Raw genomic sequence first — 12,124 nt, 5'->3', positions numbered from 1 at the left:
CGCCGGCTTGCCATACTTGTTGACGTAGGAGGGCGCCGCGTAGAGATGGAAATGCACGGTGAACAGGCGGCGCTGGATGAGATCAGGCTGCTGCGGCTGGCGCAGCCGGATCGCGCAGTCCGCCCGGCGCATGGTGAGGTCGAGTTCCTCGTTTGCCAGGATCAACTGCAGGCTGATCTCGGGATAGAGCTCGATGAATTCCTGCACGCGTTCGGTCAGCCAGCCGGCACCGAGCCCCACCGTGGTCGTCACCCTGAGCACGCCGGAGGGCCGGTCCTTGGCCTCGGTCAGCCGCGACTTGATCGTCTCCAGCTTCATCAGCACGTCATGCGCCGTGCGGAACAGCATCTCACCCTGCTCGGTCAGCACCAGGCCGCGGGCATGGCGATTGAACAGCGGCACGCCGACGTCATGTTCGAGCGCGCTGACCTGCCGTGAAATCGCCGATTGCGACAGATGCAGTGTCTCGGCGGCATGGGTGAACGACCCAGCTTCCGCGGCAGCGTGAAACACGCGTAGCTTGTCCCAGTCCAACGCCATGATGCCCCTCGTTCTGTTTTTGGCGTCTGAATGAAAAATCAGGCTTTTACGCGGCTTTTCTCGGCCGCTTCCCTACTCCGCTGCTTCGCGGTGAACTTCGATCCCGGCAAGGTACTTCTCCGCCTCGAGCGCGGCCATGCAGCCGAGCCCCGCCGCCGTCACCGCCTGGCGGTAGATGTCGTCGGTCACGTCGCCGGCGGCGAACACGCCCGGCACGTCGGTGCAGGTTGAATCCGGCGCCGTCCACAGATAGCCGTTCGGCTTCTGCTTCAGCTTGCCGGCGAACAGCTCGACCGCCGGCGCATGGCCGATCGCCACGAACACGCCGTCGACCGTCAGATGCATCTCCTGGCTGGTCACCACATTGCGCAGCTTCAGCCCTTCCACCGACGGCGGCAGCGGCATCTTGCCGGACTGGCCGGTGATCTCGTCGACAACGGTGTCCCAGATGATGCGGACATTGTCCTTCTTGAACAGCCGCTCGCTCAGGATGCGCTCGGCCCGGAAGTCGCTGCGCCGGTGGATGACCGTCACGCTCTTTGCCAGGTTGGAAAGATAGAGCGCCTCCTCCACCGCCGAATTGCCGCCGCCGATCACCGCGACATCCTTGCCGCGATAGAAGAAGCCGTCGCAGGTGGCGCAGGCCGACACGCCGAAGCCCATGAAGGTCTGTTCACTCGGGATGCCCAGCCATTTCGCCTGCGCGCCGGTGGCAATGATCAGTGCGTCGGCGGTATAGGTGGTGCCGGAATCGCCCTTGGCGCGGAACGGCCGCACATTGAGGTCGACCTCAGTGATGATGTCGTTGATGACGTCGGTGCCGACATGCTCGGCCTGTTTCAACATTTGTTCCATCAGCCACGGACCCTGGATCGGATCGCCAAAGCCCGGGTAGTTTTCGACATCGGTGGTGATCATCAACTGACCGCCCTGCTGCAGACCGGCGACCAGCATCGGCTTCAGCATGGCACGGGCGGCGTAGATTGCCGCCGTATAGCCGGCGGGACCGGAGCCGATGATGAGAACGGGTGCATGCTTGGTGGTCATAGCAGGGCTTTCACAACAACCGGACGCGAATGAAGCGTCCGGCACAGGGATCGATATCGGCCCTAATCTAGGTGTTGCAGGCGACGCCAGCAAGACGACCTGGCCTTCGTCCCCGGAAAGCTTCGGCACAAACAGACGATCCATGAACATCTTGCGCAGTGACTGTCCGAAAATCACCGGCTGAAGGGATGGAATGGACACCAAAGTCGTTTAATTACAAAATCACGAAAGATTCTTGCGTGAAGCGCCGAAGGTATCCATGCCGCTCAAAGCCGATCTCGACGCCATCGACTGGAAGATCCTGCGCGAGCTTCAGCACGACGGCCGCATGACCAATGTCGAGCTGTCCGGCCGCGTCGGCATTTCGGCGCCGCCATGCCTGCGCCGTGTCAGGCGGCTGGAAGAGACCGGGATCATCCGCGGCTACCGCGCCTTGCTCAATGCGCCGGCGCTCGGCCTGGACGTCGTCGCCTTCTGCCTCATCGGCCTGCATCACCAGGCCGACGCCGAGCTCAAAACCTTCGCCGAACGCACCCGCGGTTGGCCGATCGTGCGCGACGCCTGGATGGTGTCGGGCGAATCCGACTTCCTGCTGCATTGCGTGGCGAGCGACCTCGGCGCCTTCCAGACATTCGTCATCGAGGAGCTGGCCTCGGCGCCGAATGTCGACACGGTGCGGACGGCCCTGACCATCCGCCGCGTCAAGGACGAGGGCCTGGTGGCTTTCAGCGAAGTGAGAACTTAATCCCGGCCGAGTTCGGCGATGGCGTCGCAGAGTTTGCTGTGATCGTTACCGGTCGTCAGTTTGCGCGTCGTGAACGTACTATCGCCAGCGACTCGATTGAATTTGCCGCGCACCAACCAGCCCTCGCGAAGCCCGGCTCGCCGTCCGGCTTCCATGTCATCGGCCTTGTCGCCGACGATGATTGATCGGCTGATATCCACGCCCAGCAGATCGCGGGCACGCAGAAGCATGCCCGGATTTGGCTTGCGCATCGGATGGTCACCTGCTGCCAGTTCACCCGTCCCGCTCGAATGGTAGGCGCAGGCGAGCACCAGATCGATCCGGCAACCCTGTGCTTCGAGAAGCGCCAGCAGCCGAGCATTGACTGCGGCGAAATCCGGCCAGCCGAAATAACCGCGAGCTATGCCCGACTGGTTGGAGACCACGATCGCAGGAAGGCCAACGAGGTTGGCCGTTCGGATCACCGGCAGCATCTCCGGCCGCAGCACGATGTCAGCTGGATCGCTGGGATAGCCGGTATCGACATTGACGGTGCCGTCACGATCGAGGAACAGCGCCCGCGTGCCGGCTGGAAAGACCGAGGTACCGATCCGCTCGACCCACAGGCCCGGCTCTTCGAGCGGGTATGGATTCGACCTCACGACAGGGCCGATGTCAGCCATCGCAGAGGCGCGCTTCGACCATTTCGCACAGATGATGATAGAGGCACAGATGCCCCTGCTGGATGATCGGCGTCGAGGTCGAGGGCACGTTGAGCAGGATGTCGGAGAGCGGCTTGAGCTTGCCGCCGGTGTCGCCGGTCAGGCTGATCACCGTCATGTCCATCATGCGCGCCTGTTCGGCGGCGGCGAGGATGCTGGCCGAGTTGCCGCTGGTCGAGATGGCGAGCAGCACAGCACCCGCCGCGCCATGCGCCTCGACCTGGCGTGAAAACACCGTGTCGAAGCCGTAATCATTGCCCCAGGCGGTCAGCACCGCCGCATTGGCCGGTAGCGCGATCACGTTGTAGGCCTTGCGCTCCTTCAGGAAGCGGCCGACCAGTTCGCCGGCGATGTGGATTGCGTCGCTCGCCGAGCCGCCATTGCCGCAGATCAGCAGCGCCTTCCCTTGCGAAAGTGCGGCGACGACAGCGGTAACCGCCCGCTCCATCTCGCTGCTGAGGTCGCGCTCGACCATCGCGGTGATCGCGGCCGCCGAGCGGACCAGGTAATCGTTCAGTTCGGACATGAAACCCTCAGTTTGTACTGCCGGCGCGCAACTTGCCGATGGTGCCGGTGGTGCTCTTGCCGGCGACGAGATCGACCAGCACAACGCGGCCGCCCGCCTTCTGCACCACTTCGGCGCCGACCACCTGATCGATCGTATAATCGGCGCCCTTGACCAGTATGTCGGGCTTCAGCGCCTCGATCAGGCCGAGCGGCGTGTCTTCCTCGAAGACGACGACGGCATCGACCGAGGCAAGCGCCGCCAGCACGCAGGCGCGGTCATGCTCGTCGTTGACCGGGCGCCCCGGCCCTTTCAGCCGGCGCACCGAGGCATCGCTGTTGAGGCCGAGAACCAGCCGGTCGCACTGGCTGCGCGCCGCATGCAAAAGGCTGACATGGCCAGCGTGAAGGATATCGAAACAGCCATTGGTGAAGCCGACGCTCAGGCCTTCGTCCTTCCACGTCGCCACCAGCCGGGCAGCGGCGGCGGCATCGAGGATTGCATCCTTGTGGGCAATCGGTCCGTGCGAGCGAAACAACGCGCCGGTGAGTTCCTCGACCGTCAGCCGCGCGGTACCGCGCTTTCCCACCACCACGCCACCCGCCGCATTGGCGATGGCGGCGGCCATGATGCGGTCGGCGCCCGCGGCAAGAGCCAACGCAAACGTCGCAATGACAGTGTCGCCGGCGCCGGAAACGTCGAACACTTCCCGCGCCTGCGTGGCGATGTGCCGGGCATCGTCCGCGCCGACGACGCTCATGCCCTTTTCGCTGCGCGTCGCGACGACGAAATCGAAGCCATGTGCAGAGATCAGCTCGCGCGCCGCGGCCACGATCTCGTCATCGGCAAACACCGCGCGTCCGACCGCTTCGCCAAGTTCTTTGCGATTGGGGGTGATCGCCGTCGCCCCGGCATAGCACGCATAGTCACGGCCCTTGGGATCGACCAGCACCGGCTTTCCCGCTTCGCGGCAGATCGAGATCAGCTCGCCGGCGACGCCGTCTAGCAACATGCCCTTGCCGTAGTCGGATAGGATGACGATGTCGGCTTGCGCGAGCGCGGTGCGGAAATGTCGGACCAGCGTCGCCCGCTCCGCGTCGCCCAGCGGCTTGATTTCCTCTTCGTCGAAGCGCAGCACCTGCTGGTTGAGCGCGCTGAACCGGCTTTTCGACGACGTCATGCGGCTCGCGTCCTGCGCCAGGCCGCCGGTGTCGACACCAAGCTCGGCGAGCATTCGCATGAGATTGTTCCCGGCATGATCGTTGCCGATCACTGAGACCGGTATCGCCGCAGCGCCGAGCGAGACGATGTTGGAGACGACATTGCCGGCGCCGCCCATCGCCGACGTTTCGCCACGCCCGCGCAGCACCGGAATAGGCGCTTCAGGTGAAATCCGCTCGATGACGCCGTTGACGAAACGGTCGAGGATGAAGTCGCCGACCACCAGCACGGTGACGCTGCTGAACCGCGAGATGGCACGGTGAAGGGGTTCGGGAGAAGGCAGGTATTGCTCGCTCATGTCATCCGCGACGTGCAATGGGAACCGGTCCCGGTGCTGCGAAAGCACTGGACTGGCAGGGCTGGTCGTTCATGGCGAAGCCGATATACCGCAATTCGGCCCAACGCAACGGCGGGCGCCGAGCGGATCAGAGTCAACGCCGGTTGGCGGATCAGCTTTTCTGCAAAGCCACATGAACGCCCAATCCGACGAGCACCGCACCGCCCGCACGCCGCATGAGGCGCTGCGCGTGGCTCGAGCGCCGCAGCCTGGTGATCAGCGCGCCTGCCAATACCACGCACATGACATCCGCCGAGGAGAACATCAAATTGACGATCGTCCCGAGGACGAGGAATTGAAGCCAGACGGGAAATGTCGCCGACGCGTCGATGAATTGCGGCAGGAACGCCATGAAGAAGATCGCCGTCTTGGGATTGAGCACCTCGACGGTGATGCTCTCGAAAAAGGCGCGGCGGGCCGATTTCGGCACAATGCCCGGGATGACGGCATCGTCTTGCGCCCTGGCGCGGAACAGCGAGACACCCAGCCAGATCAGATAGAGCGCGCCGGCCAGCTTGACCGCCACGTAGAGCGTCGGCACCGCGTGGAAAAGCACGGACAGCCCGGCAGCAGCGGCGATGACATGCACATAGCCGCCAAGATGAATGCCCAGCGCCGCCGTCAGGCCGGACCAGCGGCCGCGCGCCATGGTTTGCGCAGCAGCGTAAAGCATCGCCGGACCGGGAATGTAGGCAAAGATCGCCGTGGTGGCGAAGAAGGCGATAAGCAGTTCGGTCGACGGCATTGCCTTGCTCCTGTCGCGCTTCGCCGGTGAGTCGCCGACTGAAGCGATTGCTTTGCGGCGGCACTGTGACGCTCACCCAGCCGCCGGATTGCGACCTGCTTTATCGACAGCCTCGCCAGCCTCCCCTATAAGGGCCGGAATCGGCACAAGATACCAGAGGCTTTCATGATCATCGTCACGGGCGGCGCCGGCATGATCGGCTCCAACATCGTTGCCGCTCTCAACGCCGAAGGGATTAGCGACATCCTCGTCGTCGACGACCTGACCGACGGCCACAAGATCGCCAATCTCGCCGATCTGCAGATCGCCGATTATCTCGACAAGGACGATTTCCTGCCGCGGATGGAGGCGGGGGACCTTGGCCGCATCGAGGCCGTCTTCCACCAGGGCGCCTGCTCGACCACCACCGAGTGGAACGGCAGGTTCATGATGGAGGTCAACTACGCCTATTCGAAGCGGCTGCTGCATGCCTGCCTCGCGCTGCGGGTGCCCTTCCTCTACGCCTCCTCCGCGTCGGTCTACGGCGGTGGCGCCGAGTTTCGCGAGGAGCCGGAATGCGAACGCCCGCTCAATGTCTATGCCTATTCAAAGAAGCTGTTCGACGACTATGTCCGCCGCACCGTCTTCGATACCGATCATTCGCCGGTGGCGGGCCTGCGCTATTTCAACGTCTACGGACCGCGCGAGGCGCATAAGGGCGCCATGGCCTCGGTCGCCTTCCACTTGTTCAATCAGGTCGAGCAAGGCCAGAACCCGAAGCTGTTCGGCGCCTATGAAGGTTTCGGACCCGGCGAGCAGAGCCGCGATTTCATCCATGTCGGCGATGTCGCCGACGTCAATCTGTGGCTGTGGAAACGCGGCTTAAGCGGCATCTTCAACTGCGGCACCGGCCTTGCCCAGCCGTTCCGCGCCATTGCCGAAACGGTGATCGGCGCGCTGGGCAAAGGCGAGATCGAGTTCATCGACTTCCCCGACCACCTCAAGGGCAGCTACCAGAGCTTTACGCAAGCTGATATGTCCCGGTTGCGCGCCGCCGGCTACAATGGTCAGTTTCGCACAGTGGAAACCGGCGTCAGAGACTATGTCGAATGGCTGAAAGCCCAACGATCCTCGTGATCGGCCCACGCTGGGTGGGCGACATGGTGATGGCGCAGTGCCTGTTCTCGGCGCTGAGGGAGCTTCACCCGAACGCCGCGATCGACGTGCTGGCGCCGGCATGGGCGGCGCCACTGGTCAAGCGCATGCCCGAAATACGCCAGCAGGTCGAACTGCCGCTGAAATCCGGCGCACTGGAATTCCGCACCCGAAGGCGCTTCGGCCGCCTGCTGCGCGGCCATTACGACATGGCCTATATCATGCCTGGAAGCTGGAAGTCGGCGCTGGTCCCGTTCTTTGCCCGCATTCCGCGCCGCATCGGCCATCTCAAGGAAATGCGCTACGGGCTGCTGACCGATATCGTTCCCTTGCCCGACCAGGTGAAACGGCGCACGGCGCAGGCCTATTTCGGCCTCGCCCAAGGGGGCACGTTCCGGGCCCCGAGGCTCGCCATCGACACAGAAAACCAGGCGGCACTGCTGGGCCGTTTCGGGCTGGAGGCGAACAAATTCGTGGCACTTATGCCCGGCGCCGAGTTCGGGCCCGCCAAACGCTGGCCGAGCGAACGCTATGCCGGTCTTGCCGGCGACATGATGGCGAAAGGTTTTAGGGTCGCACTGTTCGGATCGAAGAACGACGCCGAGGTGACGGCGGAAATCGCTACGCTTGCACCAGGGGTTGTCGACCTCGCCGGCCAGACGCGGCTGGAGGACGCCATCGACCTGATCGCCGCGGCCAGGCTTGCGGTATCGAACGACAGCGGGCTGATGCATGTCGCCGCCGCGGTCGGCACGCCGATCGTTGCCGTCTATGGCTCGACCTCGCCTGAGAATACGCCGCCGCTCGCCGAGCAGCGCGAACTGGTCTGGCTCGGCCTGTCCTGTTCGCCCTGCCACCAGAAAATCTGCCCGCTCGGCCATCTCAATTGCCTGAAGACGCTCGAGGTGTCACAGGTCGCGGCAGCAGCGGAACGGCTGCTGGAAATGCCGGCCGCCGCATGAGGGTGCTCATCGTCAAGACATCCTCGATGGGTGACGTCATCCACACGTTTCCGGCCGTCGAGGATGCTCGCCGCTACCGGCCGGACGTATCGTTCGACTGGTGCGTGGAAGAAGCCTTTGCCGGCATCGTGGCGCTGCATCCAGCCATCGCAACCATCCACACCGTGGCGATCCGGCGCTGGCGCACAGGCCCACTCGGCCGCGGCACATGGCGCGAGGCGGCAAGATTGCGTCGCGCCTTGCGCGATTGCCGCTACGATCTCGTCATCGATGCGCAAGGATTGCTGAAATCGGCCCTGGTGGCGAAACTGGCCGCGGCGCCGATCGCCGGCTTCGACCGCTCGAGCGCCCGCGAGCCTTCGGCGACTTTGTTCTACGACCGCCGCTATGCCGTGCCGCGCGATCTGCACGCCATCGAACGCACAAGGCGCCTGTTCGGGCTGGCGCTCGGCTATGAACCGGATTTTTCCAGGCTTGAGTCCGGCATCGTGCCGCCAGCCGGCGGTTCGACCTTTGTCGGCGAAAACCCCACCTTGCTGCTGCACGGCACCAGCCGCGAGGACAAGAAATGGCCGGTAGGCGACTGGATCGAGACTGCCGGGCTTCTCGTGGAGAGAGGAATGACGCCGGTCACCACCTGGTCTAACGACAGAGAAAAGGCGGTTGCCGAAGCGATTGCCGCGGCCGTTCGGCAGACCGTGCTGGTGCCGAAATTACCGCTTGCCGAGATCGCCGCGATCATCGGCCGCTCGGTGCTGATCATCGGCGCCGACACCGGCCTCACTCACCTCGCCAGTGCCTTCGGCCTGCCCACCGTCGCCGTGTTTCTGGCGACAGAACCCGGCCTGACCGGCCCGCGCGGGCCGTTCTCGTCAACGCTGCTGGCTGCGCCTGGCGGTCACGTCGCGCCTGCGGAGGTGGTGGCGGAGGCCGAGAGGCTGCTGGCGCTCAAATCGCAGGCCGCGACATAGGACCTTTTCAGAATTCGCTCTGGCGAGTCGCTAGTCGGCCGCCAGAGTAGAATTATCAACAGGCCCTAGATGAACTGCACCTGGACGATCTCGTAGCCCCGCGCACCGCCTGGCGCGTTGACCTCGATCGCATCGCCGACTTCCTTGCCGATCAGCGCCCGCGCGATCGGCGAGGAGATCGAGATGCGGCCGGACTTCACGTCGGCTTCCTGGTCGCCGACGATCTGGTAGGTCTTCTTCTCTTCCGTATCCTCGTCGACCAACACCACGGTCGCGCCGAACTTGACCTTTTCGCCGCTGAGCTTGGTGACGTCGATCACTTCGGCACGCGCGATGAAGTCCTCAAGCTCGTTGACGCGGCCTTCATTGAGGCTCTGCGCCTCTTTCGCCGCGTGGTATTCGGCGTTTTCGGAAAGATCGCCATGCGAGCGCGCTTCGGAGATCGCTTCGATGATGCGCGGCCGTTCTTCCTGCTGCCGCCAGCGCAGTTCTTCCTTCAATGACGCGAACCCCTCGCCTGTCATCGGGACCTTGTTCATGATGCCTGACCTTTCCTGCCGCCGCCCCCGCATTCCGGGAGCGACCTTGTCGATGGGTACAAAAAGAAAACGGTCCGGCAGCCTCGGGCTAACGGAACCGTCTCACCGCAATTTCCCCCAATATAGCAATCTTCGCGGGTTTTTCACGCCAAAAAAATCGGTTTTTAAAAATTCACCCGCCCATTTGTGGAAATGCCGTCACGGCAGCGCGGCCGGCAGGGCGAGCGGTAACAAAAAACCGGCTGCGATTGCTCGCAGCCGGTATGAGAGCGTTTTGAAGTCGAATCAGCTCTTCATGAAATGGTCTATCTGCTCAGACAGCATGCCGTATTCACGAGATCCCTTGCCGGTGCGCTTCTCGATCTCGCGGAGCTGTTTCTGGGCGCCGGCGAGATCGCCGATCTGCAGATGCGCCTCGCCGAGATATTCACGCACCAGCGTGTAATCAGGATCGATGCGCAGCGCTTCCTCGTAGTAGCCGAGGCCGACGGTGACGCGCCCGGAATGGCGATGCGAGTAGCCGAGATAGTTGAGGATGCGTGGGTCCTGCTTGTTGGCGGCCAGGCTGAGCACGGCGATAGCCTCATCATAACGTCCGGCCATCGCCAGCGCGTGGCCGGCTTCATAGATGTTGTCGTCGTCCAGCATGCCCTGCTTGGGTGCAACGCACTTCTTCAGCTTCTTGTCCCAGACCGTGCCTTTCTTGCACTGGGTGGTGGTCTGGTCGCTCCCGCCCCCACCTTCACCGGCCGAAAACACCGGAACAGCAAACAGCGGCAAGGCGGCAACCGCCAGAACCTGAATCAGCAATCGTCTGCGCATCGAAGCCTCCTTGAAGCATGACAATGCAGGACTAACGCCGGGCAAAAGCCGTTTCATCCCGGAAAAACTCGTGGCCTGCTGAAACGTTTTGGAAACGGTCCGTGCCGGCCGCAAAAATTGAAGAGCCGAACATGACGTGACGAGCGCTGCAAATTCGCTATCATCCAACATACGGCAAACGGCAAACGGAGTATACGGAGAATGCCAGTGCGGCGGCCTCTTGAAAAGGAATGGGAGCTTTCGATCGGTCCCGACACGGTGCGCCTGTTCATCCTCAAGGCGAAGGCGCTGAGCGCCGCCGTCAACGAAGACTATGCCGATGGCGCCGAGCACGAGGTAGAGCTCGACGGCCAGGCGCACGACAACCACCACCATGACGGTCTCGTCGAGGAAAGCTCCGAAAACCTCACCGAAGAAGAACTGCGCGAGCTGATCAACGACCTCAACGTCGATGAGGCGGCCGAACTCGTAGCACTCGCCTGGGTTGGCCGCGGCGACTACGACGCCTCGGAATGGACGGACGCGTTGACGGCCGCACGCGAGCGCGCCAATAAGCGCACGGCGAAATATCTGCTCGGCATGCCGCTGCTGGCCGACTGGCTGGAGGAAGGGCTGGAAGCGATCGGTGCGTAACGCCGCGGTTACCGTTCGTGATCGGCCAAACCCTCATTCAGGGCAACTTCCGCATTCGCCCGCCGTTAAGATCGAATGGCGGCGCTCACCCTTCCCGGATTGCTCAGATTGGCGCTGCCTTTGGCGGCGGCGATACTGTTCGCAGGAGCGGCGCTGGCCCAAGCTCCGGAATTGCCTGAAACCGTGCCCGTCCCGGAGTTCAATCGATCGCAATCGGCGCAAGAGGCCGCACCTGCCGACGTGCCGGTTCCCGAGCCGCGCCCTGATGTGCCAAAGCCTCCCGCGACCGACACGCTGAACCAGCAGGACCAGCCTAAGGAAACCCGGCCGGAGCCACCGGCAATCGCTCCAGCGCCAAGCCAAAAGCCCGCCGAGGCGGAACCGCCGGCCACCGCCCCGAAACCGCCGGAGAAGCCGGCGCAAGCGCAGGGGAAAGAAATCCCTCCCGACCCGCGCTCGGCCTCTGTGCCGCAGGAAAAAATGCCGGAGGAGGAACTTGCCTGCCGCAGGCGGCTGAAGTCGATGGGCGTCGACTTCGAGGAACGCAAGGCCGAGCACGATGCGGCGGTCGGCTGCTCGATCCCCTATCCGATCGCGCTGAAGACGTTGGGCAGATCCGTTGCTATCGGCCCCGAAACCGAGCTGAATTGCCAGATGGCCGAGGCCGCCGCGCGCTTCGCCATCGATATCATCCAGCCGGCGGCCAAGGCCGAGCTCGGCGCCAATCTCAAGTCGCTTAGCCAGGCATCCGCCTTTGTCTGCCGGCCGCGCCATGGCGGAGGGAAACTGTCGGAACATGCTTTCGGCAACGCGCTCGACATCGCCAGCTTCACGCTTTCGAACGGCAGAAAGATCGACGTCGGCCCGGTGCCGCCGGAAAAGGACGCGAAATTCCTGAACGCGGTGCGCAAGGCAGCCTGCGGACCGTTCAAGACCGTGCTTGGCCCGGGCAGCGATGCGGATCATTCGCTGCATCTCCATCTCGATCTCGCCCCGCGTCGCAACGGCGGCACCTTCTGCCAGTGACATGATCCCGGACCGACATGCGCGCTGCAATTTGGCCGCAGCCGTAAACGCGGCCGCTGATTTTTCCTTTACTCTTGGCGGTTAAGCTCTGTCTCATCTGATCATGATCCCGAAAAGTGGGATCCGGTTTTCGGAGAAAGATCATGATCAAACAATTAGACAGAGCCTGATCGGGATCAAGTTCGGGGACAGGGAT

General features: G+C 63.4%; 14 protein-coding genes. 6 read left to right on the top strand and 8 right to left on the bottom strand.

The features are described 5' to 3' along the window. Both EOC93_RS29525 and trxB read right to left on the bottom strand, forming a co-directional pair. Positions 1 to 540: LysR family transcriptional regulator (locus EOC93_RS29525; RefSeq protein WP_164759322.1), on the bottom strand; the 540-nt coding region annotated here is incomplete at its 3' end. 72 nt (positions 541 to 612) lie between these two features. Further along, complete coding sequence (gene trxB / locus EOC93_RS29520; protein WP_127206374.1) at positions 613 to 1,587, bottom strand: thioredoxin-disulfide reductase; 975 nt, start codon at positions 1,585 to 1,587, stop codon at positions 613 to 615. A 259-nt stretch (positions 1,588 to 1,846) separates the two neighbouring features. On the opposite strand from trxB, the gene EOC93_RS29515 reads away from it, so the two are divergent. Next, a complete protein-coding gene (locus tag EOC93_RS29515) occupies positions 1,847 to 2,332 on the top strand; it encodes an Lrp/AsnC family transcriptional regulator (protein WP_127206373.1) in 486 nt (161 codons plus the stop codon). On the opposite strand, the gene EOC93_RS29510 is transcribed toward EOC93_RS29515, so the two are convergent. From EOC93_RS29510 to EOC93_RS29495, 4 genes are all read right to left on the bottom strand, one after another. Further along, positions 2,329 to 2,994, bottom strand: a complete 666-nt coding sequence (locus EOC93_RS29510) for an HAD family hydrolase (protein WP_127206372.1) — start codon at positions 2,992 to 2,994, stop codon at positions 2,329 to 2,331. The two genes, EOC93_RS29515 and EOC93_RS29510, sit on opposite strands and share 4 nt — an antisense overlap. Beyond that, the gene (locus tag EOC93_RS29505) at positions 2,987 to 3,559 is read right to left on the bottom strand and encodes an SIS domain-containing protein (protein WP_095488895.1); all 573 of its coding nucleotides are present in this window, start codon (positions 3,557 to 3,559) and stop codon (positions 2,987 to 2,989) included. The genes EOC93_RS29510 and EOC93_RS29505 overlap by 8 nt, the downstream gene beginning before the upstream one ends. A gap of 7 nt (positions 3,560 to 3,566) precedes the next feature. Further along, on the bottom strand, positions 3,567 to 5,057 hold the full coding sequence (rfaE1, locus tag EOC93_RS29500; RefSeq protein WP_127206371.1) for a D-glycero-beta-D-manno-heptose-7-phosphate kinase: 1,491 nt from the start codon (positions 5,055 to 5,057) through the stop codon (positions 3,567 to 3,569). 151 nt (positions 5,058 to 5,208) lie between these two features. Next, the gene (locus EOC93_RS29495) at positions 5,209 to 5,841 is read right to left on the bottom strand and encodes a LysE family translocator (protein ID WP_127206370.1); all 633 of its coding nucleotides are present in this window, start codon (positions 5,839 to 5,841) and stop codon (positions 5,209 to 5,211) included. 165 nt (positions 5,842 to 6,006) lie between these two features. On the opposite strand from EOC93_RS29495, the gene rfaD reads away from it, so the two are divergent. From rfaD to waaC, 3 genes are read left to right on the top strand one after another with little or no spacing between them, the layout of a single operon-like run. Further along, positions 6,007 to 6,957, top strand: coding sequence for an ADP-glyceromanno-heptose 6-epimerase (gene rfaD / locus EOC93_RS29490; RefSeq protein ID WP_126105316.1), 951 nt, complete (start codon positions 6,007 to 6,009; stop codon positions 6,955 to 6,957). Next, positions 6,930 to 7,937 carry a lipopolysaccharide heptosyltransferase II gene (gene waaF, locus EOC93_RS29485; RefSeq protein ID WP_095488892.1) on the top strand — a complete coding sequence of 336 codons (1,008 nt, stop codon included), beginning with the start codon at positions 6,930 to 6,932 and terminating at the stop codon, positions 7,935 to 7,937. Before rfaD ends, waaF begins: the two co-directional genes overlap by 28 nt. Beyond that, the gene (waaC, locus tag EOC93_RS29480) at positions 7,934 to 8,908 is read left to right on the top strand and encodes a lipopolysaccharide heptosyltransferase I (RefSeq protein WP_095488891.1); all 975 of its coding nucleotides are present in this window, start codon (positions 7,934 to 7,936) and stop codon (positions 8,906 to 8,908) included. The genes waaF and waaC overlap by 4 nt, the downstream gene beginning before the upstream one ends. Positions 8,909 to 8,973: 65 nt before the next feature. Here waaC and greA read toward each other — a convergent pair whose 3' ends face one another. Both greA and EOC93_RS29470 read right to left on the bottom strand, forming a co-directional pair. Beyond that, positions 8,974 to 9,447: a transcription elongation factor GreA gene (gene greA, locus EOC93_RS29475; protein WP_065012064.1), complete on the bottom strand. Its 474-nt coding sequence runs from the start codon at positions 9,445 to 9,447 to the stop codon at positions 8,974 to 8,976. Between the two features lie 285 nt (positions 9,448 to 9,732). Continuing rightward, the gene (locus tag EOC93_RS29470; RefSeq protein ID WP_095489220.1) at positions 9,733 to 10,269 is read right to left on the bottom strand and encodes a tetratricopeptide repeat protein; all 537 of its coding nucleotides are present in this window, start codon (positions 10,267 to 10,269) and stop codon (positions 9,733 to 9,735) included. Positions 10,270 to 10,476: 207 nt separating this feature from the next. Here EOC93_RS29470 and EOC93_RS29465 point away from each other — a divergent pair, with 207 nt between their 5' ends. Further along, positions 10,477 to 10,902 carry a DUF3775 domain-containing protein gene (locus EOC93_RS29465; RefSeq protein WP_095488890.1) on the top strand — a complete coding sequence of 142 codons (426 nt, stop codon included), beginning with the start codon at positions 10,477 to 10,479 and terminating at the stop codon, positions 10,900 to 10,902. A gap of 75 nt (positions 10,903 to 10,977) precedes the next feature. Next, a complete protein-coding gene (locus EOC93_RS29460; RefSeq protein ID WP_127206369.1) occupies positions 10,978 to 11,928 on the top strand; it encodes an extensin family protein in 951 nt (316 codons plus the stop codon). Positions 11,929 to 12,124 lie beyond the last annotated feature (196 nt).

Origin of the sequence: Mesorhizobium sp. M6A.T.Ce.TU.002.03.1.1 (assembly GCF_003997275.1) — a bacterium.
GTDB classification, from domain to species: Bacteria; Pseudomonadota; Alphaproteobacteria; order Rhizobiales; family Rhizobiaceae; genus Mesorhizobium; species Mesorhizobium mediterraneum.
The sequence above is the reverse complement of the archived record's forward strand: the minus strand, read 5'-3'. Positions and strand labels throughout refer to the sequence as shown.

What these genes read in the sequence shown, in the direction of transcription:
- EOC93_RS29495 (WP_127206370.1), bottom strand. Translation starts at nt 5,841, where the DNA reads ATGCCGTCGACCGAACTGCTTATCGCCTTCTTCGCCACCACGGCGATC.
- waaC (WP_095488891.1), top strand. Translation starts at nt 7,934, where the DNA reads ATGAGGGTGCTCATCGTCAAGACATCCTCGATGGGTGACGTCATCCAC.
- EOC93_RS29460 (WP_127206369.1), top strand. Translation starts at nt 10,978, where the DNA reads ATGGCGGCGCTCACCCTTCCCGGATTGCTCAGATTGGCGCTGCCTTTG.
- rfaE1 (WP_127206371.1), bottom strand. Translation starts at nt 5,057, where the DNA reads ATGAGCGAGCAATACCTGCCTTCTCCCGAACCCCTTCACCGTGCCATC.
- trxB (WP_127206374.1), bottom strand. Translation starts at nt 1,587, where the DNA reads ATGACCACCAAGCATGCACCCGTTCTCATCATCGGCTCCGGTCCCGCC.
- EOC93_RS29510 (WP_127206372.1), bottom strand. Translation starts at nt 2,994, where the DNA reads ATGGCTGACATCGGCCCTGTCGTGAGGTCGAATCCATACCCGCTCGAA.
- EOC93_RS29515 (WP_127206373.1), top strand. Translation starts at nt 1,847, where the DNA reads ATGCCGCTCAAAGCCGATCTCGACGCCATCGACTGGAAGATCCTGCGC.
- waaF (WP_095488892.1), top strand. Translation starts at nt 6,930, where the DNA reads ATGGCTGAAAGCCCAACGATCCTCGTGATCGGCCCACGCTGGGTGGGC.
- greA (WP_065012064.1), bottom strand. Translation starts at nt 9,447, where the DNA reads ATGAACAAGGTCCCGATGACAGGCGAGGGGTTCGCGTCATTGAAGGAA.
- EOC93_RS29505 (WP_095488895.1), bottom strand. Translation starts at nt 3,559, where the DNA reads ATGTCCGAACTGAACGATTACCTGGTCCGCTCGGCGGCCGCGATCACC.
- rfaD (WP_126105316.1), top strand. Translation starts at nt 6,007, where the DNA reads ATGATCATCGTCACGGGCGGCGCCGGCATGATCGGCTCCAACATCGTT.
- EOC93_RS29470 (WP_095489220.1), bottom strand. Translation starts at nt 10,269, where the DNA reads ATGCGCAGACGATTGCTGATTCAGGTTCTGGCGGTTGCCGCCTTGCCG.